This window comes from Acinetobacter sp. LipI_15, from assembly GCF_058242865.1.
On the sequence record NZ_JBZAYN010000001.1, the window covers coordinates 2,903,783 to 2,927,805 of the forward strand.

Consider the following 24,023-nt stretch of genomic DNA (forward strand, 5'->3'; position numbering starts at 1 on the left):
TATTGCTCGTTTTTTTCATCATAGCATGCTGTGGTTTCAAAGCTAAACCACTCTGCTGTCTAACCTAAGGCATGCCCGCCACTTTGCCATTCGGTACGGTAATGGTTTGGCGCTTCACCGCAGGTTCAATGGCGACTGGCGTGGAGACCACTGCCGCTGGCTGTGTGGTTTGTGGTGCTGTAGGTACCGTCTTATACACAGGGGCTGGTGCTGTACCTTTTGAAACAGGTATGCGCTGCTGATACACATCGTCCACATTTTCAGGTAATTTCGCAAAATTACCGTCATTATCCAGTGCCAGTTGCAGACTATAGAGCTGACTGTAACGTTGCTGAGACATTTTCTTCACATCAGCAGAATTTCCAACAATGGTCGGATGAATAAAGATCAGCAAATTGCGTTTACTGTTGGATTTTCCTTCCGAGCTAAAAAGTTTGCCCAGTACAGGAATAGCCCCGAGCCCCGGAACGGATTGACGCCCATGCAATGTATTGTCCGAGATCAACCCCCCCAACACAATCGTTTGACCATGCTCTGCCAAGATCGAGGTTTTAATCGCACGTTTAGTCGTAACTAAGTCCGACGCTTGGCCTTTATTGTCTTTTACATCAGAAACTTCTTGCTCGACCTCTAAACGCACCGAGCCGCCATCACCAATATGCGGCACAACTTTCAAAGTAACACCGACATCTTTACGCTCAATCGATGTATACGGATTGGCTGTACCACCATTGGTGGTGACCGAACCTGTCACAAATGGAACGTTTTCACCCACCACAATATAGGCTTCTTCGTTGTCCATCGTCACTATCGACGGTGTAGATAATAAATTGGATTTGGTCTTTTCTTTTAAGGCCTGAATCATCGCACCATAGAGTTTGCGCGAACCATCACTGCCTTCACGATAATCACCAAGAACTAAAGAAGTACCGGCACTCACCGCGCTACCTGCACCCGCAGCGCCGCCAGTTAAATATCCTGCGGCAATATTTTTTAAACTAGAACCAAAGTTATCAAAGTTAATTAAGCCGATACCACTACTGATATCTCCCAACGCCCATTGCACACCGAGCTGATCGGTATCCGTGCCTTCAACTTCAATAATCGCCGCTTCGATCAGCACTTGCTGACGACGAATATCGAGCTGCTGAATCGCAGATTCAATTTCTCGCATGAGCTGCGGATCTGCTTTTACAATCAGTGCATTTTGTGTGGCATCAGCAATAATACTCACGCCATTGGCATTAAAGCTTGAGATACCGTTTTGCGTATTATTGGAAGAGTTATTGCTGTTGAGGTTAATACCAGAACTGGTGTTGTTTTGTGAACTGAATGACTGTGAATTTGAACTGTTACTATCATTCATTAAACTGTTCATCGTGCTGCTATTTGAGCTATTCGATGAATTTGTACTCGAAACGGCCTGCCCTGTGACCAAGCCTTGTAAGATTTCTGACAAGTTTTTGGCACTTGCATACTTTAGACGAAAAACTTTCAATCCACCCAATCGATCTGCCGCAGGCACATCTAAGGTCTCAATAATCTTACGAATACGCTTACGTGTCGCTGTATCACCTTTAATGATAATACGATTGGTTCGATTGTCTGCGATAATACGAATTCGTGACCCTTTTGGGTCTTTTGATGCGCCGGTCGAACTCATCGACTCTAACAGCCCAATCATTTCTTCGGCCTGACTAGATTGCAGCGTCACGGCTTCGATATCATTTTGACCCGTTCCATCTAAATTACGAATAATCGTTTCGAGCTGATAAATATTACTTGCGCGATCTGACACAATCAGCGCATTGGTCCCTGCCACTGCTGACAAATGTGCAAATTGCGGCATCAATGGACGTAGGGCTGGAATTAAGTCGTTGGCATTGGTGTTATCAAGCCAAATCACTCGGGTGACAATTTGGTCTCCAGATGCACGGTGGCGCGCATCATAAGGAATGCCCGAGCTTTTTACATTACTGTCTGGAACCAGTTTAATGGTGTTGCCTGATGGAATCGCTACCACGCCATTGACATTCAATACACCGAGAAACAGGTCATAGACTTCATTTTTATTTAAAGGCTTATTGGAAATAACCGTTACATTTCCTCGTACCCGTGGATCAACTGCAAAATTTTTCCCCGTGATATCTGCGACTTCATTAATGAATGCCGTAAGATCTGCATCACGTAAATTGATTTTCCATGTTTGTGCATAACTTGCTGTGCTGACCATAGCAACCAAGGGCACCATGGCATAGGCAGCTAAAGTTGAACGGTTATTATTAAATAAAGCCATATACGCCTGTGTTTCCTAACCCTATAAAGTGATGAAACATCACTAAAAATCCTGTTGTATGGTCATCACTTGATCACCACGTTTGACTTCAAGTTTCACCTGCCCTTCACGGCGGGCTTGTTCTAATAATTGCGCCTCAGATTGTCCTGCACCGACTGCCTGCCCATTTAAAGACATGATGCGGTCACCCGGTTGCAAACCCAATTTATTTCTCAAGGCAGCAGGTGTTCGATTTGAAATCTCAAACCCACCATTACCTGATGGATTCACCCCCATTTCCTGCAGATATTGCTCACGATTTTCTGTCATGCGTTGTACGGCCTGACCAATCGCGGACTGCGTCGTGCCTTGCCCTGAATTTGCAGGATTAGCTGCATTTTGCATGCTGTTATTTTGCAAAGATCCGCCTGATGTTGCATTGGCTGTAGGGACAATCGGTTGATCTAATCCGTTTTCAATACCTTGGAACGCTAATTCACGCCGTGCACCATTACCCTGCGTTAAAATCACCTTATCCCAATAAACTTCAGCCAGTTGATATGATGAACCTTGAATGGTTTCTCCAACCAAGTAGCGATCTGAACTCTCATTGACCTTAATCACTGCCGACGAGTAGCGACTTGGCTGTCCAACCACCACACCTTGTAACACCATATTTAACTGCGCGTCAGCTGCTGAACTGCGGTTTTCCTGAAACAAGGCAAAAGAGCTAATATTAGGAACTTGCGTTTGCTGTGAACCCAATTCAACTCGGTCTAACTGCATGGCTTGTGGCGGTGCAATCAATAACCAAAATAAAGCGGCTAACTTCCAGCACAGGTACAAAATTATTAAAACCAAGACCACAGGTGCAAGTCGATCTGTTTGCTTCCAATTGATCTCGCGGATTTTTTCGAAATAGTCAGCCATCAGTTCACCCCACTCAATAGGGGTTGACGCGAACTAATCACATACGTATCTAATCCTGCCTTACCTTCATAGGAAGCAACATTCATCAAAAAGCGCTGGGTTAATTGCACATCCAACATGAGGTCTGGCTCAAGTGACATATTCATCATTTTTTGTTCACGTTGATCTCGAACATCAATCGACAATTTACCATTATCGTCTTTTAATTGAGCCAACATGGCAGGCACATTCATTGACTCTTGACGCTGTGCAAAGCTAAATGATAAATCCCCACCTGCCCACTGTATCTCGCCTGATGAACGACTAAATCCCTGTTGTGGCTTATATTTAAACTGCACATCTTTTAATTGAATGGCATTCATTGGCCATTGCCAATCGGCAAAACTTTTTAAGGTTTCAGGGGCAATTTGACCCTCTAAGTTTTTGATACTGATACTTTTGCCAAAACCATACCCCATCACACCTTGCAGTTTGGTATTACCACTATGAATTTCAACATTTGCACCCAAGCGCAATAAAATCAAATCCCACGGGCGCGTGTTCCAGTTTAACGAGCCTTTCAAGTTTCCTCGTGTCCAATCTGCTTGCCCGTGCCAAATATTGCCACTGACGTTATGTAGCATTTGGTTATTTTTATAAAACTTTGTAATGAGCCACGCTGCTGGTACTTGCAGCATAACGAAAATTAAAAAACTGATCGCAGCAAAAATGAGCCACCGAATATTATTAGTTTTATTGATCATCCCACCACAACCGATCCATCAATTTTTTTCCATCATTTAAACATTTTTCTTTATAGACACATTATGCATACTTTTTCTGCATAGCCAATTCAAAGAGATAAAAAAACCAGGCATTTGCCTGGTTTAATTATCCTGAACTCAGGATATGACGATTTCATGAATTATTCTTAAATTAAGAAGTCTTCTAGTTTCGCGCCTTTTTCTAGCTCAGCCACTAACCAACGCGGTTGTTTACCACGACCAGTCCAAGTGTCATCTGCATTAGTTTTGCTACGGTAACGTGGCTCAACAGCTTTACGAGTTGATTTTTTACGTTTGCTTGAACCAAATTCAAGGATTTGTTCAACGCTTAAATCTAAATTTTCTGCAATTTCAACAATACGGTTGTACGCATCTTCAATCGCTTGATCTTTTTTAGATGCAATCAGTGCTTCAGCTTCTACTTGAAGCTTCTTTAACTCTTCAACTGATAAATTACTAATATCAGGCATAATCTTTAACTCCGAAATTTCATTTTAATAATGCTTATGAAAACTCGTTCATAATATTATAATAAAATTTTTATTCAATAAATAATTTTCATTTTACTACAATATTTTAACACGACTCCTTAAAATATATAAAGTTAAATTGTATTTAAATATTATTTCCCACTGAATTTTCTAAGGCTTTTATTTTGGTTTTAATATTTTCTGGAATAGAGGTTTTTTGTAGGGTAGTTTTATCCACGCACACAATAACCGCATCGCCTGTTGCAACAATTTTTTGTTGCTGTTCACTCCATAATATATAACTCATACGAAATGCACTGTTTCTTAATTCTTCAACGCGCGTTGCCACTTTTAAAATATCAGGATAAACCACTGGGCTTAAATATTTACACTGGCTTGAAGCAACAACCGTAACCACAGACTGATTAAATATATCCAACTGATCTAAATAACCAATCCGCGCACTTTCCATATAACGATAATAATGCACGTTATTTACATGCCCAAAAGCATCCATATCCCCCCAAGCGACGTGTTGAGTATGAACCAATGAATATTGAGCTAAATCTTCTTGCATATAATGTCCTTATATTCGAATTTCCATAAAATTGGCATTATTTTCAAATATTAAATTTAATTGTTTGATCAAGTCATCCTGCTGATTTAAGGCTGACTTGATGCGTAAATAACTCATTAATACATCATTTGGATATAATTCTAACAATGCATCTGCTTCAGCTTGACGTGCTGTCGCTTGGTAAATATTCCATTTTGCAAAACTAAAAACAGGCAGCGCAGGATACTTTTCTTCCCAACGTTGAATCTGCTGTTCTACAGCCACATAGTCAGGGTTTTGCTTCAGCATTTTTTGCTGGAACCACAAAAAGAACACTTCTTTGTTAAATTGCTGTTCCAGCAAATGAATGGCCAATTGCTCATGCTCCTGACTCATCTCTGGCATACGAGACAAGACTTTCAACCATAGCACCTTGACCGCATATTTACGCTCTGTAATTTGATCTTGCAAATCCAAATAACGCTGCTTTAAATACTGCAAATCATCGACATCAGCTTGATCAAATGCAGATAATAATTGTTCCAACCAAGCTTGTTTTGTCAGCTCATCTAAATGTCCATAACGTGTTGAACGCAAATACAACCAAGGAAACTGCAACGCAAACATGCCCCATAGCGTGGTTAAACGCTGCTCATAGGCAGTGCTGACTTTTTGCAACCATGGCGATAGTTCATGTTGATTTAAAAATTCAAGATGCGTTAAAGCCTTTTCACCCTCTTGTTGGGATAAATAAATTTCAATCCGTTGCAATTCTGCAAGTTCAAAAGCCATTGGATTGGTCTGAGTTAATGCATTTAATGCTGTTTCATATTGTTGCTGAATCCAATATAAACGCGCATCAATCACCCCTTTTAATAATCCAGACTCAGTAAAAGCTTGCTGAATAAAGTTTTTTTGATCTTGCGCAGCATTTAAAAGCCAAATGACAGCCAATTGTTCATAGGGATGCAGTTTATTAAAACTAAAGACTGTTTCAGATTTACGCTGCTCTCGACTTAAATAGCGTTTAACCGCATACCAAAGCATTTGCACGAACAAACTCAGTAGTGCCAGCAATAATGCTAAAAACCAAATATTGGATTGAACTTGCCATTCACGCCAGTATAAATAGACATAGCCTGCACCATGTCCAAAACTCAGCAAACTAATAATGGCAACAACCAATAAGCTAATAAATAAATAGGCCAATAAAATATGTTTCATAGTCGATTATCCTATGAGTGCCCGAGTATTTAATAGTGGTACAGAAATAACCGGAATGTCCTTTAATTGTTCTAAACGTTGGCGTATCGGTTTTAATGAAGCATCTGGCAATTGCTGCATAATTTGCATAATTTCAGTGATTTCTTGTTGAAATTGAGGATATTGTCCTTGATTTAAAACTTGCTGAGCCAAAATTAAACGTAACTGCATTTCTTTTAATACCAAGCTACGCTGCATTAATACGGGACTCGGTTGTTCGACTGATTCGACTTGAATCCATTTTTGCCAAAAAGAAAGACCTTTTTGCTGCTCTTTTGAACTGTATGGCTTTAATATTTCTTTTTCTAACAATTGATCGATCGATTGCAGGGTATTTTTCACTTTATCAGATTGCAACTGACGCTCTGTCACATATTGCTTTAAGGTCTCACGGTCTTTTTGAATCACCTGATGCAAACTCATACGCAGTGCAGGTGCCAAGCTCAACTGATCTAATTGTTGGTCTAATTGGTTTAATTTTTCCAAAGCGACAGCAAATTGTTGTTGCTGCATGGCAAATTCAACCAAATCAAGTTGCTGGCCCACAACCATCATTGGCTCAATACTATGGGTCGCCTCAGCAGCAATCGAAGCATTCGATGTCGTTGCAGCCGACATCTCGGTCGTTGTGCCATTCAACTGGCGTTTCAAAGCCACGACCTGATCATTCAAACCTGCATTGCGCTGTTGCAATAAAGTTTGTTGTTGCATCAGTTCGGTTTGTTGAGCATTGACCTGAAACAAGTCAAAACTGAGTTTAGCCAACCAAAGTACGGCGACAATGACCACAACGACAAACAACTTCTTCATGTATTTCCCTGCACGACTTGCACATGCTGCAATATGTGTGTCGCGTTTAAATCTTCGAGTTGAATAATTTTAAAATCTTTGTTCAGTGTTATACGACTTTGCTCAAGTAGCTCGAACAACCTTACACCTAAAACTAAAAAATGTGCATGACTCAGCACTGATAAATGCGACTGAATCAAGTCAAGCCAATTGAGCCAACTGGCCTCACTGGTGATCAACATACAATACGGAGATGACAACTGATGTTCAGAAATAAGTGTTTTTACTTTTTGAGTGGTCTCTTCCGGTAGATGCCGTTCGTATAGCACAAAATTGAGAATCTGAATGCCACGTGCTAGCAACTGCTGCATCATAAATTGACGACCACCTTCACCGCGCCAAAACGCTACACAAGCCCCGGCCTCTAATTGTTCTAAATGGCTTAAGGTGAGCATTCCCTCTGAGGTTTCCACCTGCGGCACAACACTGTGAATGCCATAATCAGCCAGCTTTGCTGCGGTTGCGTCACCGACTGCAATCCATTGAGTATGTTCGAGCTGTTCAAGTGAAATGCCTGCCTTACGCAGACCTTGTATACCAAAGGTGACCGCAGAGGGGCTCACCACAACCAATACATCCGCAGCACTCAACTGGGCGTAGCACGCTGCCAATGCTTCTGACCATGCCCGCGGCTTGAGCTCAAGTAATGGAAGCTCAGCCACAGCAACACCCGCAGAGCGCAGCGTCAAGCTAAGCTGCGCTGCACGATCTGTCGGACGTGTATTGATAAAAAGCATGTATTAATACAGTGCCTTTAAAATTTCACCGGCACCTTGGGCTAACAAGTCTTGGGCCAATTTGACACCAAGCTGTTCAGCCTGTTCGGGAAGACCTACTTGCTGTGCTTTCAACAAGGTTTGACCGTCAACACTACCGACTCGACCTTCCAAATGAATCTGACCATTTTCTAAGGTTGCATAACCTGCAATCGGTACTTGGCAGCCACCTTCTAGATATGCATTAAATGCACGTTCTGCGCGTACACAGGCATTGGTCTCTGTATGCATTAAGGGCAAAATTAAATCCAATACAGTTTGATCTTGGCTACGACATTCTAGGCCCAATGCACCTTGTCCAACTGCAGGTAAACTCACAACAGGCTCAAGAGTATGACGAATACGCTCTGCTAAACCCAAACGCTTCAGCCCTGCACTCGCCAAAATAATCGCATCATAGTTGCCCGCATCGAGTTTAGATAAACGCGTACCCACATTGCCACGCAGATCAATAATCTCAAGATCAGGACGTTGTTTTAAAATTTGGCATTTGCGGCGCAAGCTCGATGTCCCAACCTTCGCACCTTGTGGTAAATCATCAAAACTGTTATAGGTATTTGAAACGAAAGCATCTAATGGATCTTCACGCTCACAAATCACGGCCAAGCTTAAACCTTCAGGCAATGCCATCGGCACATCTTTCATCGAATGAACTGCTAAGTCTGCACGACCATCCAACAACGCCGCTTCTAATTCTTTTACAAATAATCCTTTTCCCCCAATTTTGGCTAAAGGGGTATCTAGAATCTTGTCACCTTGAGTCACAAAGGTCACCAACTCAACTTTCAAATTTGCATGAAGAGCTTCTAAGCGTGCACGAATATGTTCCGCCTGCCAAAGTGCAAGCGGGCTTTGTCGAGTTGCGATCTTAAGGATATTCATAAATTTTAAAATACAGTCTATAGGGCTATTATTCTAAACTTAACTTGCTCAGTTGAAAATGCAAGCTTAATTCGCAATGTACTTTGACCCTTGCCCTATAATTTTTGTATTCGCTCACGCAAATTCGGTAAATGTCGACGGCTGACCGCCAAGCGCTCGTCTAAATCTCGACAACGCACTTGATATTGCCCTGAGCTTACAACCTCTAAACCATCTAAAAAGCTCACAGACACCAAGGCATTGCGATGAATGCGTATAAAACGATCACCAAATTCATGCTCTAAATCTTTCAGCGTTTCATCAATGAGTACGCTGCCATTTTTGTGCCGAACAGTGACATATTTCTGATCTGCAAGAAAATAGTAAATATTTTCCACAGGTACCAACTCTACACCACGATAGGTCTTTGCCGCGATTTGATGGCGGCTGATTTTAATTTCGTCCATATTTTCTTTTTGTTTTATCGTGCTCAATTGAGCTTGGGTTAATTTAGTTAAATGATCTAAAACCTGCTGCAATTCCTGTTGCATAACTGGTTTTAGTAAATATCCCTCTGCATTCGATTTAAATGCATCAAGTGCATGATGATCATATGCAGTGCAAAAAATAATAGCGGGCATGGGGTCTAATTCACGCAACAATTTCGCGCAAGTCAACCCATCCATTTCAGGCATTTGTATATCTAGTAAGATGACATCAGGCTCGAGGCTTTGAGCCAAGTCAATCGCTTGTTGACCATGTGAAGCTTTCGCAACCACCTGATGTCCAAGTTGAGTGACTAAACGTGACAATCGCTCTACTGCTAGAGGCTCATCATCACAGATTAGGATGTCCATTTCTCCTCCTTATCTCGTTAACGTCATTTATTTTTATTGGTCAACTGAGATTTCTATTTATATTGATATTGCACCACAGTCGTATACATTCCCTCGCCTGCGTAGGTTTGAAAAGTGACATGCTGACCATAATATGCCTCAAGTCGCTGTTTCACGTTTTCGATGGCAATACCATTCCCCTGACGTAATTTAATTGTATCCTGTGTATAAGGATTTGTAATAACGATATTAATTTGATTTTGTAATATTTCAATCAATATATTTATCGTACTCTTTGTCAAAATCTTTTCAACTCCATGAAAAATACTATTTTCTAACAAAGGTTGTAAAGTTAATAGTGGAATTTGTACTTGCGCGTATTGGTCAATGTCAGCCAGTTTCCATTCCACATTGAGCCGATCACCCAATCGCATTTGTTCGATGGCCAAATAACGCTGACACAGATCAATCTCATCTTTAAGACTCACCAACTTCAATTCTTGAAAACTTGCACGGAACAAACGAGATAAATTCAGCAGCATTTGCTCCGCTTTATCTGGGTCAATCGCAATCAAGCTAATCACATTGTTTAAGCTATTAAATAAAAAATGCGGATGAATCCGAGCTTGCATAGCCTGAATACGTGAGTTTAATTCACTATGATGTTGTCGCCCCCACTGTTCTCTTAAATATAAATATCGAAAACAAAATGCCCCAAGTAAAACCCCATAGCTCAGATTTAAAACCACACCAACAGTTAAAACGTCTGTACTGAAGCCAGTTAAACTAAAATTTTCACCAAAATAGATCAAGACATTTAAAATTAAGGTGGTGAACAACACCAAAGCTTGCAATAAAACAAACCCGCTAAACATGAGCATTTTCATGCTTAAACCACGCGTCTTACTTTGCAAAAGCTCTGAAAATGCAGCAAATGCCAATAAAATCCAGTTAATAAACAACACATGCTGCATGACACTGGAAAAACTTAAAGCATGCCACGATTGAGCTTGGGCCAAGGCCAAGACCAAAGCCACAATATTGCCCGCAAGAAACAGCTCCCACAGATAGTGCCAACGGCCCATTTTTCCTGAAAATACAGAAATTGTCATAGGCCCAAACCTTGTCTAAAAGTTTGATCAACTTGCCCTTCGGCAACTGGGTTCGAATTTGCTATACTCTTGCTCAGTTCTATGCTTTTTATCTTATTGAGCCGACATGACCACATCTTCTAATTCCTCAAATCCGTCACAAGCCCAAACTTCAGGCATGTGGGGCGGTCGTTTTTCCGAAGCTACTGACGCTTTTGTTGCTGAATTTACAGCATCTGTACAGTTTGACCAACGCTTTTATAAACAAGATATTGCAGGTTCAATTGCACATGCAACCATGCTTGCAAAAGTCGGCGTTCTGACTGAACAAGAGTGTGACGATATTATTAATGGCTTAAACACCATTAAAGCAGAAATTGAAGCGGGTAACTTCGAATGGCGCATTGACCTAGAAGATGTGCACATGAATATTGAGTCACGCTTGACTCAACGTATCGGTATTACAGGTAAAAAACTACACACCGGTCGTAGTCGTAATGACCAAGTTGCAACCGATATCCGTCTGTATGTTCGCGACGAAATCGATGCGATTTTAGAATTATTGAAAAAATTACAAAAAGGCATCCTAGGCTTAGCGGCGAAAAATACCAATACCATCATGCCGGGCTTCACGCATTTACAAACTGCACAGCCAGTGACTTTTGGTCACCATTTAATGGCGTGGTTTGAAATGTTGGTACGTGACTCAGAGCGTTTAATCGACTGCCGTAAACGTACCAACCGTATGCCTTTAGGTTCTGCTGCACTTGCAGGAACAACCTACCCAATTGACCGTGCATTCACTGCCGAATTACTAGGTTTTGAAGCTGTCGCTGAAAACTCTTTAGACGCCGTATCTGACCGTGATTTTGGTATTGAATTCAATGCGGCAGCATCACTTATCATGATGCATTTATCACGCATGTCAGAAGAAATGATTCTTTGGACATCGGCTCAGTTCAAATTTGTGAACATCCCTGACCGTTTCTGCACTGGCTCTTCAATCATGCCGCAAAAGAAAAACCCAGACGTTCCTGAGTTGATCCGTGGTAAAACTGGCCGTGTATATGGTGACTTGATGAGCCTATTGACCCTGATGAAAGGTCAACCATTGGCATACAACAAAGACAACCAAGAAGATAAAGAACCACTATTCGATGCAATCGATACTGTTCGTGGCTCACTCATGGCATTTGCCGACATGATCCCTGCACTAGTGCCAAACATTGACATAATGCGTGAAGCAGCGCTGCGTGGCTTCTCAACTGCAACTGACCTTGCCGACTACCTCGTTAAAAATGGCGTGGCATTCCGTGATGCACATGAGATTGTGGGTAAAGCAGTTGCTCTCGGTGTTCAAGAAGGCAAAGATCTTTCAGAATTAACCCTTGAGCAACTTCAACAGTTCTCTGACTTGATTCAGGCCGATGTCTTCGAAAAAGCATTAACACTTGAAGCATCTGTCAATGCACGTAACCACATTGGTGGTACTGCACCTGCTCAAGTTGAAGCAGCAATTGAACGCGCACACGCACGTTTAGAAAAACTTTACGCATAACTTTTTCAAGTTAAATGGAGTATTGATATGTCTCGACAAGTGTTTTGCCGTAAATATCAGGCTGAAATGGAAGGTTTAGACTTTGCACCATTCCCGGGTGCGAAGGGACAAGAATTGTTTGATACTGTATCTAAACAAGCTTGGCAAGAATGGCTAAAACACCAAACCACGTTGATCAATGAAAAACGTTTAAACGTGTTTGAAGCTGACGCGAAAAAGTTCCTTGAAGAGCAACGTGAAAAATTCTTCAGCAATGATGAATCTTTAGAAAAAGCCGAAGGGCTGAAGCCTGAGTAATTTTTAGAGCGCTGCTCTAAAAATTACGCAAGACAAGCGAAGCGCGTAGCTTCAAATGTCATGAAGGAGTCCAATGGGACTCCTTTTTTGTACTCAGGAGCACTGCTCCGCCACGCCGCAAAACAAGCAGCTATGCTGTGCGTAGGCTTTAATTGAAAAGAATCTCCAATCTTGGGGATTCTTTTTTATTGCTCTAAAAATTACGCAACACAAGCGAAGCGCGTAGTTTCAAATGTCATGAAGGAGTCCAAAGGGGCTCCTTTTTTATACTCCGCCACGCCGCAAGACAAGCAGCTATGCTATGCGTAGGCTTTAATTGAAAAGAATCTCCAATCTTGGGGATTCTTTTTTATTGCTCTAAAAATTACGCAACACAAGCGAAGCGCTTAGCTTCAAATGTCATGAAGGAGTCCAAAGGGGCTCCTTTTTTGTGCTTAGGAGTACTGCCACGCCGCAAGACAAGCAGTTATGCTGCACGTAGGCTTTAATTGAAAAGAATCTCCAATCTTGGGGATTCTTTTTTATTGCTCTAAAAATTACGCAAGACAAGCGAAGCGCGTAGCTTCAAATGTCATGAAGGAGCCTAAAAAGGCTCTTTTTTTGTGCTTCGGAGCACTGCTATTTTCGCAAAACAAAGATGACGTCTGTGTAAGCTTTCATTGGGAAATGATCTTCATCATTGCTGAAATATCTTTTATCCATTGATCAATTTTATTTAAACTTAAATAAATGTATTTATTATTTAAATAATGTTAAATGTGTTTTTATCATCACATATATCGATTTTCATTGTTTAAATCCAAACAAAACCTACCAAAGTTATCGGCCAATTTGTATCAAAAATTCTGAATGTAAATTTGTGATACATTTCTCAATAAAACACAACATTACACTACAATAAACTCCATGTATTTCTAAATCTGCTTTCCTATAATAGCAATCAAGAAGATGGAAACATCTTCCATAATAGCGATAAGTAACCCCGATTTTCCTTCCCAGATTTCCCCCAAAATCTGGGAATTTTTTTATCCAAAATTTGCGCCAACGTCTCACATTTAACTTCAAGCTCTAATCAAATGAAGCGCTGTTCAAACTAGTCAAACCCTCAATTTTTTCTAAAAACTCGGCAATAAAAAAGCCCCGATCACGGAGCTTTTAATAACTTACTTTAAATCAAGGTTGCTTTAAATACGGCCATGCGGCTTTCAAATATATAAACATCGACCATAACGTTAAAACTACGGCTGTATAGAGCAATCCATACGCCAACATTTCTAGGGGTTGCCAATTTAGCAAGAACACTGAAATCGCAATCATCTGAAATGCTGTTTTATATTTACCAACGGTTGAAACCGCAACACTGGTACGCGCGCCTAATTCAGCCATCCACTCACGTAGGGCAGACACCGTGATTTCACGTGAAATAATTACAATCGCTGCAAAGGCCATCGAAATGGTCGGTTGCCATTGCACCAAAACGATCAACGCTGTTGCAACCATCAATTTATCTGCAACAGGATCGAGAAAACGTCCAAATGCTGAAGTTTGATTTAAAGTTCTTGCAAGGTAGCCATCAAACCAGTCAGTGACAGCTGCGATCACAAAAATAGCGGTCAGCAATATATGACGTGACATGCTGGCAGCATGTTCACCCACGCCCATTGCAGGTGGCCAGTACGCCACCAACAAAAACACAGGAATTAAAGCAATTCGTGCCAATGTTAAAATATTAGGAATATTCAGGATTCGACCTGTTGTCATAGACACCCCAGTTTTCCCCTCATGCACGATGAAAATGCAAAATAATTTGAGGATTTATCCATCGTTAGTTGCACTCACTTTATACGAAATGCCCCTCAGTGTCACTAGGCAAACACCGTAACAGTCTGTCGCGCAATCGCTATCAACTGGTTATTTTCATCCCATAAATGAGCATATTCTGTAGCGTATCCATCCGCTGCATAATCGGTAAATACTTTATATTTAAACCAATTATGTAAGTTTGATTGCAAGGGATGTACATAGGTCAATGTCCACGTTAAAGAACTCGCAGGTGCCATGGTTTTGTACATAGGCAGTACACCGGGCGGCCACATATCCATCGAGACCATTAGGTCAGCAACAGTCATCTTACGGTTATCGTGGCGTTCTGGATTAAAACGCATCCAACCACTAAAGTCAGGCTTTTTGCTTGCAGTACACGGATACTGCCCATCTACCCAGGCCAAATCCATTTGCTGAAAGCACTGGGGTGCAAGTGGATGATGTTCGGCAATCTTTAAGCTGCTCACTTCAGGAAAATCGGGTGCTTGACGCTCCTGATTGACGGCAATGCTTGATTCACGTGGAACACCAAAGCTCGCCAATAAAATGCTTTGTACGGCATCATCTTGCCAAATTCGAACTTCGATGGTGGTGACGGATTTGCCCTGTCTTAAAATTTCCGCACTTAAACGCACGGGCGCCAATTGTACTGGGCCTACAAATGTCACACTACAGCTGAGTAAACGTCGCTGCGGATCTGCAATGGTGGCAACGGCTTTGTGCATCATCATGCCAGCCACTAAGCCGCCATAGATCGTACGCCCTTGCAACCATCCTTCTGGAATCTCAACCCATTCATTGTGTTCAATATGTTGATACAACTGTGCGAGTAACATCATCATCCCTGATCATATTTTTGATTTTTATATCATTGTATAAAAATCAAATGATGTGAATGATCAGTGACTCATGCGTCAATGAGCATTTTGGCAAATTCAGGATTGACCCGTCATCGATTGAACTTAGTTCGCTCTATTCATGCAGGATTTTATAAATGGTGCGCGCCATCACATCGCCTAATCCCGGTACAAGTTTTAAATCATTTTCAGAAGCCTTCAACACCCCTTGAATGCCACCAAAATGGGTCAGAAGATCCCGACGACGTTTTGGACCTAAGCCCGGAATCACCTCAAGTACCGATGAGCCACGTTTTTTATCTCGTTTCGCTCGGTGTTTGGTAATGGCAAATCGGTGGGCTTCATCACGAACCTGTTGAATCAAATGCAGGGCTTTATGGTCTTCAGGCAATTGGATTTTTTCACCATCGGTAAAGTGCAATGTTTCTAGACCCGGTTTACGCCCCTCACCTTTGGACACCCCGACCATAAAGGCATCGAGCTCGAGTTCTTGCATGACTTCCATCGCCATGTGTAATTGACCTTTACCCCCGTCAATTAATAGCAAATCGGGCAGCATATGCTTTTTATAGCGGCGGGTCAGCGCTTGACGCATGGCAGCATAATCATCTCCTTCGGTAATATCATTGATGGAAAATTGGCGATAGTCACGCTTTCTTGCGCCGCCCGCATCAAAGACCACACAAGACGCTATGGTCGCCTCACCCATAGTGTGAGAAATATCAAAACACTCAATACTGTCAATCGGCCGCCCAACGACTTGCTCTAACTGATGAAAGCGCTCATTCAATTCAAAATGGTCAGCCAGTTTACCTTTAATGGCGTGCTGCACATTCATCTGTGCCAATTCTTGCCACTCTGCACGGGTTTCACGCACTTTATGTTTGATTTGAATCCGCTTTTCAAAGTGCTGGTACAAAGCATCTTCCATGTCTTTGCGATCTGGAATATCGACATTGATGATAAGTTCTGCAGGGATTTCATCTGCCACCTGAAAGTAAAAATTGGCAATGAAGTCCGAGAGCATTTGACCTAGATCATCACCCTGCATATCAGGGAAATAACTCTTTCCGCCGAGCATTTTGCCATTGCGCACATGCATGATTTGCACACAGGTCACACCAGCTTGATAAGCAATGGCAATGATATCTGCCTCGCCTTTGACTTTATAAATCGCTTGCTGAGTTTGCACATCACGTAGCAGTGCCATACGATCACGATAAAACACTGCCTTTTCAAACTCCAAAGCTTCTGCCGCAGCTTCCATTTTCCCAATCAGCTCTTGATTGAGCTCTTTGGTGTCGCCTTGTAAGAACCGAATCGAGTTATTGACATCTTCTTTGTAATCTTCGGGTGAGATCAACCCCACACAAGGCGCGGAACAGCGCTTAATTTGGTATTGCAGGCATGGTCGTTTACGCTGCGAAAAATAGCTATTTTCACACTGACGCACATTAAACAATTTTTGCAGCACCACCAAAGTATCACGCGCGTTATAAGCACTCGGATAAGGCCCAAAAAACTTACCAGCTTGATGCTTACCTTTCCCACGTCCTGCGGCAATTCGTGGATAGGGTTTATCGGCAGAGATAAAAATATAAACATAAGACTTATCATCACGCAGCATGATGTTATACGGCGGACGATGCAACTTAATCAGGTTTTGTTCGAGCAATAGGGCTTCCGTTTCAGAACGCACCACCAAACTTTCAATATCATAAATACGGGCAACCAAAGCCTGCGTCTTGGGATGCTCAATGGTTTTCACAAAATAACTCGACACACGATTTTTTAAATTCTTTGCTTTACCCACATACAGCAACTCACCGTCTTTACCCAACATGCGGTAAACACCGGGTAAAGTCGTCATATTGGCAAGAATTTTTTCAATATGTTCGCGTGCGTTTTCGTTCACTTTTGCCTTGTTCCGTCTTCGATATTGCTCTTTGACATGATGTGATGCTTTTACCTGCATTTTCAAGCAATCCAGCAAATTTATTGTTGCTCATAACAATGAGCTGATTGCTAAAAGCTATTAATGCAAAATTCTAAATTTGCTATGCTCAAAACATCCCGCTTTAGGAACATGATGCATGACGAACGCCAATCCCGCCATCCATGTCGTACACCCGACAACTTCGACGCAGAGCACTGCTGAAAAAAACCGTTTGATGGGGAAGCCGCGTTTTCATTTTGAACCGCATGACGTTATGCAACGCTTAAAGCAACGGATCATTAGACAAGAAGCAGCATTAGACGAAATCGAAAAAATGCTGCATGTGGTCAAGGCTGATTTTTCCAGTCCTGAACGACCGCTCTCCGTAACCTTAATGCTTGGACCGACAGGTGTTGGTAAAACCGAAACTGTGCGTTTAATCAGTGAAGTGATTTATGGCCGACCTGATGCCTTTTGCCGTATTGATATGAACACGCTCGCACAGGAACATTATGCGGCTGCCATTACTGGTGCGCCTCCGGGCTATGTCGGTTCTAAAGAAGGCCATAGTTTATTTGATGAAGTTGCCATTGCAGGTAGTCATACCCGTCCGGGCATCGTGCTTTTTGATGAACTGGAAAAAGCGTCAACCGAAGTGCTTCGCGGCTTAATGAATGTGCTAGATAGCGGAAAATTAACCCTAACCTCAGGTACAAAAACCATCGACTTTCGTAATTGTATGATCTTTATGACCAGCAATGTCGGTGCACAAGCGGCACAGCAATATCTAGATAAGTTAAATTTTTTGCCCGAAAAAATACAAAAGGTTTGTCTCAAGCGCGTGCCGGTCAGCAGCATTATTGAAAAAGTCATGCAACGTAAATTCGACCCTGAATTTATTAACCGTATTGATCGTGTATTGCAATATCAACCCGTTCAAGATGATGCCTTGCCCCGTTTGGTGGAGATTGAACTGGAAAAACTTAATCAACGCCTACAACATCAAAAACGCAGTATCAAACTCACAGATGCAGCCAAAGCACATTTTTATCAGAACCATGATATTCGTTATGGCGCACGACATTTAGCACGAAAAATACGGGTTGAACTTGAACCTATTTTGGCGGTGTATTTTTTGAATCATCCCGAACAAACTAAAATACACCTAGATGCACAACTTGGACAATTGGTTATTATTAAATAATTCACTGGTCTTTAAAAGGCATGCTCACATACCTTTATTCAGCATTCTTATATTTATTGGATTGGAACACCAATCTATTTATTGGATTGGAACACCAATCGCTTTAGCAAAAGCTTGCGGATCTTTCGGTGAAACCATGACAAATTTGGTTTTGCCATCTCGAAGATATTCAATTTTTAAACGTTTAATGGAAAGCGCAGGTGCCGCAGACAAATCCTGACTTGCACTGATGCGTTGGATATCCTGCAAAGGAATCTGCCAACGTAGAAACATGCTACGGATGTTTAATTCTGTAGCGGAAATTTGATAACGTGTATTGAATATTGGCCACCACAGCAGTAATACCGTTAAAATATACACCGCGGTATGAAGAGGATATTGCTGCATCGTGCCTTTGGCTTGCATGGTGAGTAATAATTGAATGAGTAAACCGCTCATACAAACAATAAACGCCACCACCCACCAATCTTTTTTTGAACGAAAAACTTGCATCTTATCCCCCATCAACTGCTTTTATTCTATACAAGATTTTGCAGGATGCATCTGCTATTTCAGCTTTATTTTTGCAGGAAATAAGCATACTTATCACATTATTTTCAAGAATATGGAGATCCATTTCGCTCAAGTTTCGCTAGTCATCTATTGTTATTTTTGGCGTTATTTACGCTCGGATCACGCTTCTTTCTACATAGGTTGTTCCTGCAAACGTTTATAATTCTTTTTCTCTCGATACATTTTAGCATCGGCTTGTTGTACCAAGCTCATGGCATCTACATAGCCTTGCTGATGGTCTGTTTGGCACAGCCCAATACTTAAACTTAAGCCTGCTTCCATTTCCGCCACCGCTTCTAATAAACGAGGAATCAAACTCGCTTCCACATGCTTTTCACTACATCCCGGCAAGACCAAACAAAATTCGTCTCCGCCATAACGGAAGCAATGATCATCTAAACGTGCAACCGACTTTATGGCCGCAGCAACCATTTGTAGTACCTGATCTCCACGTGGATGACCTTGTTCATCATTGATCTTTTTAAAATCATTGATATCAATAAACACTACTGTCACAGGTTCATGATTACGCTGTGCGGTATATAAAATACTGGTCAATAAGGTCGATAAATGCCGGACATTTAAGAGTCCTGTTAATGGATCGCGCTGTGAAAGCTCTTCCATTTCTTGTGCATGAAACTCTAGCGCATGCGCATACTGTTCCATTTTTTCACGGGAGATCTTCACCTCATTAATCAAACTCCACACATAGGTTTCCACCACCAATGTAGTGTCGAACATAAAGAGCTTTTCCAAGGTGTTAATAATCCGCTGATATTGTTCCGTATCATTAAAGGTACGCTGAATTAAGCGAAACAACATGGTCTTTAGGGTATGCACCGCAGAGAGATACAACTTCGGCTCTACACCTATGCGCTTATGAACCAAACCAATCCGTAAACGGTTATTCACATACGCGCTGTCATAGCGCCCGGAAAATAAATCCAATAAATATTGATGCTGCGCGCGTTGCAAACGCTTCAAGGTATCAAGATCACCAATCAAAGTGGCAATTTCTGGAATTGAGGTCTGATTTTCATAAAATTCATCGACCATACTGTCGAGGATCGGCGCCACAATTCCACCAATCGAAGCCAGTTCCGCCAGCTCTAAATCAGTCAAGCCAAGCAACTGTTTACGTCGTTCTATATCTTGCATCGAAATATGCATTTGATGCATCAATGTTTGGTTGGTTGCTTTCATGAATCGGATCCCCTTCCCGCCAAATCCTTCCCTTCAGGCGTTTACACAGGGTTTCTATGCAGTAGGTCTGCAATGTTTCCACCGTTTTCACCTTTGGGTTTTGGCTATCATTGATGATGACGCTTTTCTTTCAGCTCAATGGTTTGGCATGGGCTTAAGTTTGGACGTCAACATCATATTCCTCGTCTGTTGGCACATTTTTTCTGGCTTATTCTGGTTCTGGCTTATTCTGGCTAACACTATTACTGCTTTTAGCTGATTTGCTCTGCATGATTATTTTTATTCTGCTTGCACGATAACTGATATTTCGCTGACTGTCAGCATAAAAAAACGCCCCTAAGGGCGCATTTTTTCAATATTTATTCTACTTTTAAAATAAATATGGACGTACAAAAATCAGGAAGAACAGCCCCAACATCAGGAACCACTTTAAAAAGTAATACAGTGAACGATTGGTTTTTTTCAAGGCTTTGGCTTTTATGCGAATTTGATAGACATAGCCAAACACTTTATTTAAACCACCCGTTTTATCACCACTTTCATTGGGTGAACTCGCAGCAGTCATGACATTTTTACCAAACCAATGGTTAAAAGCTTCCATCCACTTCGACTTTAATGGCCGTTCAACGTCTGCAAAGAAAATGATCCGGTTCTGATCCGTTTTATTTTCAGCATAGTGAATATAAGTTTCATCAAACACCACACTCTCGCCGTCACGCCATGAGTACCGCTGACCATCGACATCAATAAAGCAACGGTCGTCATTGGGCGTCAGTAAGCCCAAGTGATAACGCAATGAACCGGCATAGGGATCTCGATGACGGACTAAACGACTGTCGGGCGCCAACTCGGTAAACATCGCGGCTTTAATGGTGGGTAGGTTTTTTAATAAAGTCGTAGTTTTTGGGCAAAGTTCAGCAGCCGAAGGATGGGCTGAGTCATACCATTTTAAATAAAAGCGTTTCCAACCTGTTTTAAAGAACGAGTTAAATCCAAGGTCATCATAAGTACTCGATGCTTTGATGCCACCTTTTTCATATAAGGCCTTGGCTTCATCACGAATCATTTCCCAGTTTTCATCTAAGACTTTTAAATCTTTAAAATGCTGCGTGTCGATATAGGGTTGGCTCGGCACTTTTGAAAACATGTACATGAGAAAATTGATCGGTGCGAGCAATGTCGAATGATCAAAAAACTGACGATAAAATGAATGACGGACTTTACCGCGTTGCTGGATATAAAACGCAGAAATGACAAAGACCGCCAGGATAATCCACTTAATCATATGAGGACCTGGTGCTAATAAGCATTGTGCTTAATGAAAAATTAACTTTTGAGAACGCGGCGAGTATAGCATAGTGCTCAGTGACGCTTAAATAAGCAGCATAGAACACTGTGTCTCAGCAAAGATGGATGACAATGGTAAAAGTAAATTGACTATTCTGCCGAAAAATACACTTGCTTTTTTCTTGAATTTTTCTTTCGCATCTCAATCTATAGCTTACATTTATAAAAAAATGTGAACTGAAACATAAGCTTCAACATATTTAATCAGAACGATAGCGTTTAAAGGCAGATCCGAAGGCTATTTCCAAAAGAAATTTTGATGACCCTAGCGTCACGGCTTGATACAACTTGTTATGTTCTTTTTAGATATAGTTATCGTAAGATTAGCGAGGCATAAAGTGTACGCAGGAACCGCGTACTCGCTTCACAACATCAACTTAGAAGTCCTCCAAAATAAAGGAGATCAGGCATGATCCACGCTGGCAATGCCATTACCGTCCAAATGCTTTCGGACGGAATTGCAGAATTCCGCTTTGACTTACAAGGTGAGTCGGTCAACAAATTTAACCGCGCAACAATTGAAGATTTTAAAGCTGCAATTGACGCTGTTAAAGCAAACGGTGACATCAAAGGTTTAATCGTTACTTCAGGTAAATCTACATTTATCGTGGGTGCAGATATCACTGAATTCGGTGAAAACTTCGCTCAAGGCGAACAAGCGATTGTGGATTGGGCATTGCCTGTTCACGACATCTTCAATGCGTTTGAAGATCTAAACGTTCCTAAAGTTGCTGCAATCAATGGTATGGCATTGGGCGGCGGTTTTGAAATGTGCTTAGTGTGTGACTATCGTGTGATGTCAGAAGCTGCACAAGTTGGCCTTCCAGAAATCAAACTGGGTATCTACCCTGGTTTTGGTGGTACGGTTCGTTTAAGCCGTGTGATTGGTATCGACAATGCGGTTGAATGGATGGCAATGGCTGCGCCGAAAAAGCCTGCTGCTGCGCTCAAAGACGGTGCTGTTGATGCAGTTGTTGCCGCAGACAAACTACAAGACGCTGCAATTGACCTTGTGAAACAAGCGATTGCTGGCCGTGTAGACTGGAAAGCAAAGCGCCAAGAAAAATTAGATCCTGTTAAATTGAACATGCTTGAACAAATGATGGCATTCAATACAGCGAAAGGTGCAGTTCTTGCAAAAGCAAATCCTGCTCAATACCCAGCACCAAAACTTCTTTTAGACTCATTACAAGCAGGTGCAAGCCTTCCACGTGATGAAGCATTGAAAATCGAAGCGCAAGGTTTTGCTAAAGCGGCTGTAACTCCACAAGCAGGTGCGTTAATTGGTTTATTCCTTAACGACCAAATTGTGAAGAAAACTTCGAAGAAATATGAAAAAGGTGCGCACCCTGTCAACCAAGCCGCTGTATTAGGCGCGGGTATCATGGGTGGTGGTATTGCTTACCAAGCGGCAAGCAAAGGCACACCGATCATCATGAAAGACATTGGTAATCCACAACTTGCTTTGGGTATGAAAGAAGCAAATGGCTTACTGACCAAACAAGTTGAACGTAAGAAGATGAAACCTGCGCAAATGGGTGAAACTCTTGCGCGCATCCGTCCAACTTTAAGCTATGACGAGTTTAAAGAAGTGGACATCGTGATTGAAGCGGTGACTGAAAATCCAAAAGTAAAAGGCATTGTACTTGCTGAAACTGAGAAAAATGTTCGTGACAATACGATCATTGCTTCAAATACTTCAACAATTTCAATCACACGTTTGGCTGAAAACCTACAACGTCCTGAAAACTTCGTAGGTATGCACTTCTTTAACCCTGTTCACATGATGCCATTGGTAGAAGTGATCCGCGGTGAGAAAACATCTGCTGAAGCAATCGCGACAACTGTGGTTCTTGCTCAGAAAATGGGTAAAACACCAATCGTGGTTAACGACTGCCCAGGCTTCTTGGTAAACCGCGTACTATTCCCTTACTTCGGTGCATTTGACCTTCTACTGAAAGACGGTGCTGACTTCCAGCAAGTTGATAAAGTGATGGAAAAATTCGGCTGGCCAATGGGTCCTGCTTACCTCATCGACGTTGTGGGTATCGACACAGGCGTACACGGTGCGGAAGTAATGGCAGAAGGTTTCCCTGACCGCATGAAGCCAGACTACAAAGGCGCAACTTTAACCATGTACGAAAACAAACGTCTTGGTCAAAAGAACGACGTTGGTTTCTACAAATACGAACTTGACCGTAAAGGTAAGAAAGCCAAAGTGGTTGATCCTGTGGCTTACGAACTTGTGGCTTCTGTTGCAACTGCGGAAAAACGTGAATTTGACGCTCAAGAAATCATTGACCGTATGATGCTGACGTTCTGTAACGAAACTGTTCGTTGCCTAGAAGACAACATCGTAGCGACTGCTGCTGAAGCAGATATGGCGATGATCATGGGTGTAGGTTTCCCTCCATTCCGTGGTGGTCCATGCCGTTACATCGACCAAACAGGTGTCGCTGAATACGTAGCGCTTTGCGACAAATATGCGTATTTAGGTAAGGCTTATGAAGCGCCACAAATGTTGCGTGACATGGCTGCTAACAACAAAAAATTCTACGGTTAAGGAGCAACGTG

The 24,023-nt window shown here is 41.9% G+C and carries 20 protein-coding genes and 1 pseudogene; 4 read left to right on the forward strand and 17 right to left on the reverse strand.

Features of this window, described 5'->3' with window-relative positions; genetic code table 11:
* Window positions 1-64: 64 nt before the first annotated feature.
* The 11 genes and pseudogenes from gspD to AC4CU0_RS13800 all read right to left on the reverse strand — a co-directional run bounded on the left by gspD (window position 65) and on the right by AC4CU0_RS13800 (window position 10,808).
* A complete protein-coding gene (gspD, locus tag AC4CU0_RS13750) occupies window positions 65-2,296 on the reverse strand; it encodes a type II secretion system secretin GspD (RefSeq protein ID WP_490743332.1) in 2,232 nt (743 codons plus the stop codon).
* Window positions 2,297-2,338: 42 nt separating this feature from the next.
* Window positions 2,339-3,205 carry a type II secretion system protein N gene (locus AC4CU0_RS13755; protein WP_180007029.1) on the reverse strand — a complete coding sequence of 289 codons (867 nt, stop codon included), beginning with the start codon at window positions 3,203-3,205 and terminating at the stop codon, window positions 2,339-2,341.
* A complete protein-coding gene (gspN, locus tag AC4CU0_RS13760; protein WP_168379021.1) occupies window positions 3,205-3,948 on the reverse strand; it encodes a type II secretion system protein N in 744 nt (247 codons plus the stop codon). The genes AC4CU0_RS13755 and gspN overlap by 1 nt, the downstream gene beginning before the upstream one ends.
* Window positions 3,949-4,115: 167 nt before the next feature.
* Window positions 4,116-4,442 carry an H-NS histone family protein gene (locus tag AC4CU0_RS13765; protein WP_078190459.1) on the reverse strand — a complete coding sequence of 109 codons (327 nt, stop codon included), beginning with the start codon at window positions 4,440-4,442 and terminating at the stop codon, window positions 4,116-4,118.
* Between the two features lie 142 nt (window positions 4,443-4,584).
* Window positions 4,585-5,016, reverse strand: a complete 432-nt coding sequence (locus tag AC4CU0_RS13770; protein WP_472585092.1) for an acyl-CoA thioesterase — start codon at window positions 5,014-5,016, stop codon at window positions 4,585-4,587.
* 9 nt (window positions 5,017-5,025) lie between these two features.
* Window positions 5,026-6,219: a heme biosynthesis protein HemY gene (locus tag AC4CU0_RS13775; protein ID WP_490743333.1), complete on the reverse strand. Its 1,194-nt coding sequence runs from the start codon at window positions 6,217-6,219 to the stop codon at window positions 5,026-5,028.
* A 6-nt stretch (window positions 6,220-6,225) separates the two neighbouring features.
* Window positions 6,226-7,068: a hypothetical protein gene (locus AC4CU0_RS13780; protein ID WP_180007023.1), complete on the reverse strand. Its 843-nt coding sequence runs from the start codon at window positions 7,066-7,068 to the stop codon at window positions 6,226-6,228.
* Window positions 7,065-7,844, reverse strand: a complete 780-nt coding sequence (locus tag AC4CU0_RS13785) for a uroporphyrinogen-III synthase (protein ID WP_180002832.1) — start codon at window positions 7,842-7,844, stop codon at window positions 7,065-7,067. The genes AC4CU0_RS13780 and AC4CU0_RS13785 overlap by 4 nt, the downstream gene beginning before the upstream one ends.
* A 3-nt stretch (window positions 7,845-7,847) precedes the next feature.
* Window positions 7,848-8,765, reverse strand: a complete 918-nt coding sequence (gene hemC, locus AC4CU0_RS13790) for a hydroxymethylbilane synthase (protein WP_218954373.1) — start codon at window positions 8,763-8,765, stop codon at window positions 7,848-7,850.
* Between the two features lie 95 nt (window positions 8,766-8,860).
* A complete protein-coding gene (locus AC4CU0_RS13795) occupies window positions 8,861-9,601 on the reverse strand; it encodes a LytR/AlgR family response regulator transcription factor (protein WP_111886003.1) in 741 nt (246 codons plus the stop codon).
* A gap of 53 nt (window positions 9,602-9,654) precedes the next feature.
* Window positions 9,655-10,808: pseudogene (locus AC4CU0_RS13800) on the reverse strand (sensor histidine kinase).
* Between AC4CU0_RS13800 and argH the strand changes: the two are divergent.
* A complete protein-coding gene (gene argH / locus AC4CU0_RS13805) occupies window positions 10,799-12,229 on the forward strand; it encodes an argininosuccinate lyase (protein WP_490743334.1) in 1,431 nt (476 codons plus the stop codon). The pseudogene AC4CU0_RS13800 and the gene argH sit on opposite strands and share 10 nt — an antisense overlap.
* A gap of 27 nt (window positions 12,230-12,256) precedes the next feature.
* The gene (locus AC4CU0_RS13810; protein ID WP_078190466.1) at window positions 12,257-12,526 is read left to right on the forward strand and encodes an oxidative damage protection protein; all 270 of its coding nucleotides are present in this window, start codon (window positions 12,257-12,259) and stop codon (window positions 12,524-12,526) included.
* Window positions 12,527-13,699: 1,173 nt separating this feature from the next.
* Here AC4CU0_RS13810 and pgsA read toward each other — a convergent pair.
* The 3 genes from pgsA to uvrC form a co-directional block, all read right to left on the reverse strand.
* Window positions 13,700-14,287 carry a CDP-diacylglycerol--glycerol-3-phosphate 3-phosphatidyltransferase gene (gene pgsA, locus AC4CU0_RS13815; protein WP_180007017.1) on the reverse strand — a complete coding sequence of 196 codons (588 nt, stop codon included), beginning with the start codon at window positions 14,285-14,287 and terminating at the stop codon, window positions 13,700-13,702.
* A 104-nt stretch (window positions 14,288-14,391) separates the two neighbouring features.
* Window positions 14,392-15,186: a thioesterase family protein gene (locus tag AC4CU0_RS13820; protein WP_490743517.1), complete on the reverse strand. Its 795-nt coding sequence runs from the start codon at window positions 15,184-15,186 to the stop codon at window positions 14,392-14,394.
* Between the two features lie 136 nt (window positions 15,187-15,322).
* Complete coding sequence (gene uvrC / locus AC4CU0_RS13825) at window positions 15,323-17,122, reverse strand: excinuclease ABC subunit UvrC (RefSeq protein ID WP_180109655.1); 1,800 nt, start codon at window positions 17,120-17,122, stop codon at window positions 15,323-15,325.
* A gap of 178 nt (window positions 17,123-17,300) precedes the next feature.
* Here uvrC and AC4CU0_RS13830 point away from each other — a divergent pair, with 178 nt between their 5' ends.
* Window positions 17,301-18,347 (forward strand): AAA family ATPase, encoded by a 1,047-nt coding sequence (locus tag AC4CU0_RS13830; RefSeq protein WP_490743335.1) that lies wholly within the window; start codon window positions 17,301-17,303, stop codon window positions 18,345-18,347.
* Window positions 18,348-18,425: 78 nt separating this feature from the next.
* Here the strand turns inward: AC4CU0_RS13830 and AC4CU0_RS13835 are convergent, their stop codons facing one another.
* The 3 genes from AC4CU0_RS13835 to lpxO form a co-directional block, all read right to left on the reverse strand.
* Complete coding sequence (locus AC4CU0_RS13835) at window positions 18,426-18,839, reverse strand: PH domain-containing protein (protein ID WP_168379012.1); 414 nt, start codon at window positions 18,837-18,839, stop codon at window positions 18,426-18,428.
* A gap of 192 nt (window positions 18,840-19,031) precedes the next feature.
* Entirely contained in the window at window positions 19,032-20,102 is a 1,071-nt protein-coding gene (locus AC4CU0_RS13840) for a diguanylate cyclase domain-containing protein (protein WP_490743336.1), read from the reverse strand.
* Window positions 20,103-20,472: 370 nt separating this feature from the next.
* Entirely contained in the window at window positions 20,473-21,387 is a 915-nt protein-coding gene (lpxO, locus tag AC4CU0_RS13845; protein ID WP_490743337.1) for a lipid A hydroxylase LpxO, read from the reverse strand.
* 471 nt (window positions 21,388-21,858) lie between these two features.
* Between lpxO and fadB the strand changes: the two genes are divergently transcribed.
* A complete protein-coding gene (gene fadB, locus AC4CU0_RS13850) occupies window positions 21,859-24,012 on the forward strand; it encodes a fatty acid oxidation complex subunit alpha FadB (RefSeq protein WP_078190473.1) in 2,154 nt (717 codons plus the stop codon).
* Window positions 24,013-24,023 lie beyond the last annotated feature (11 nt).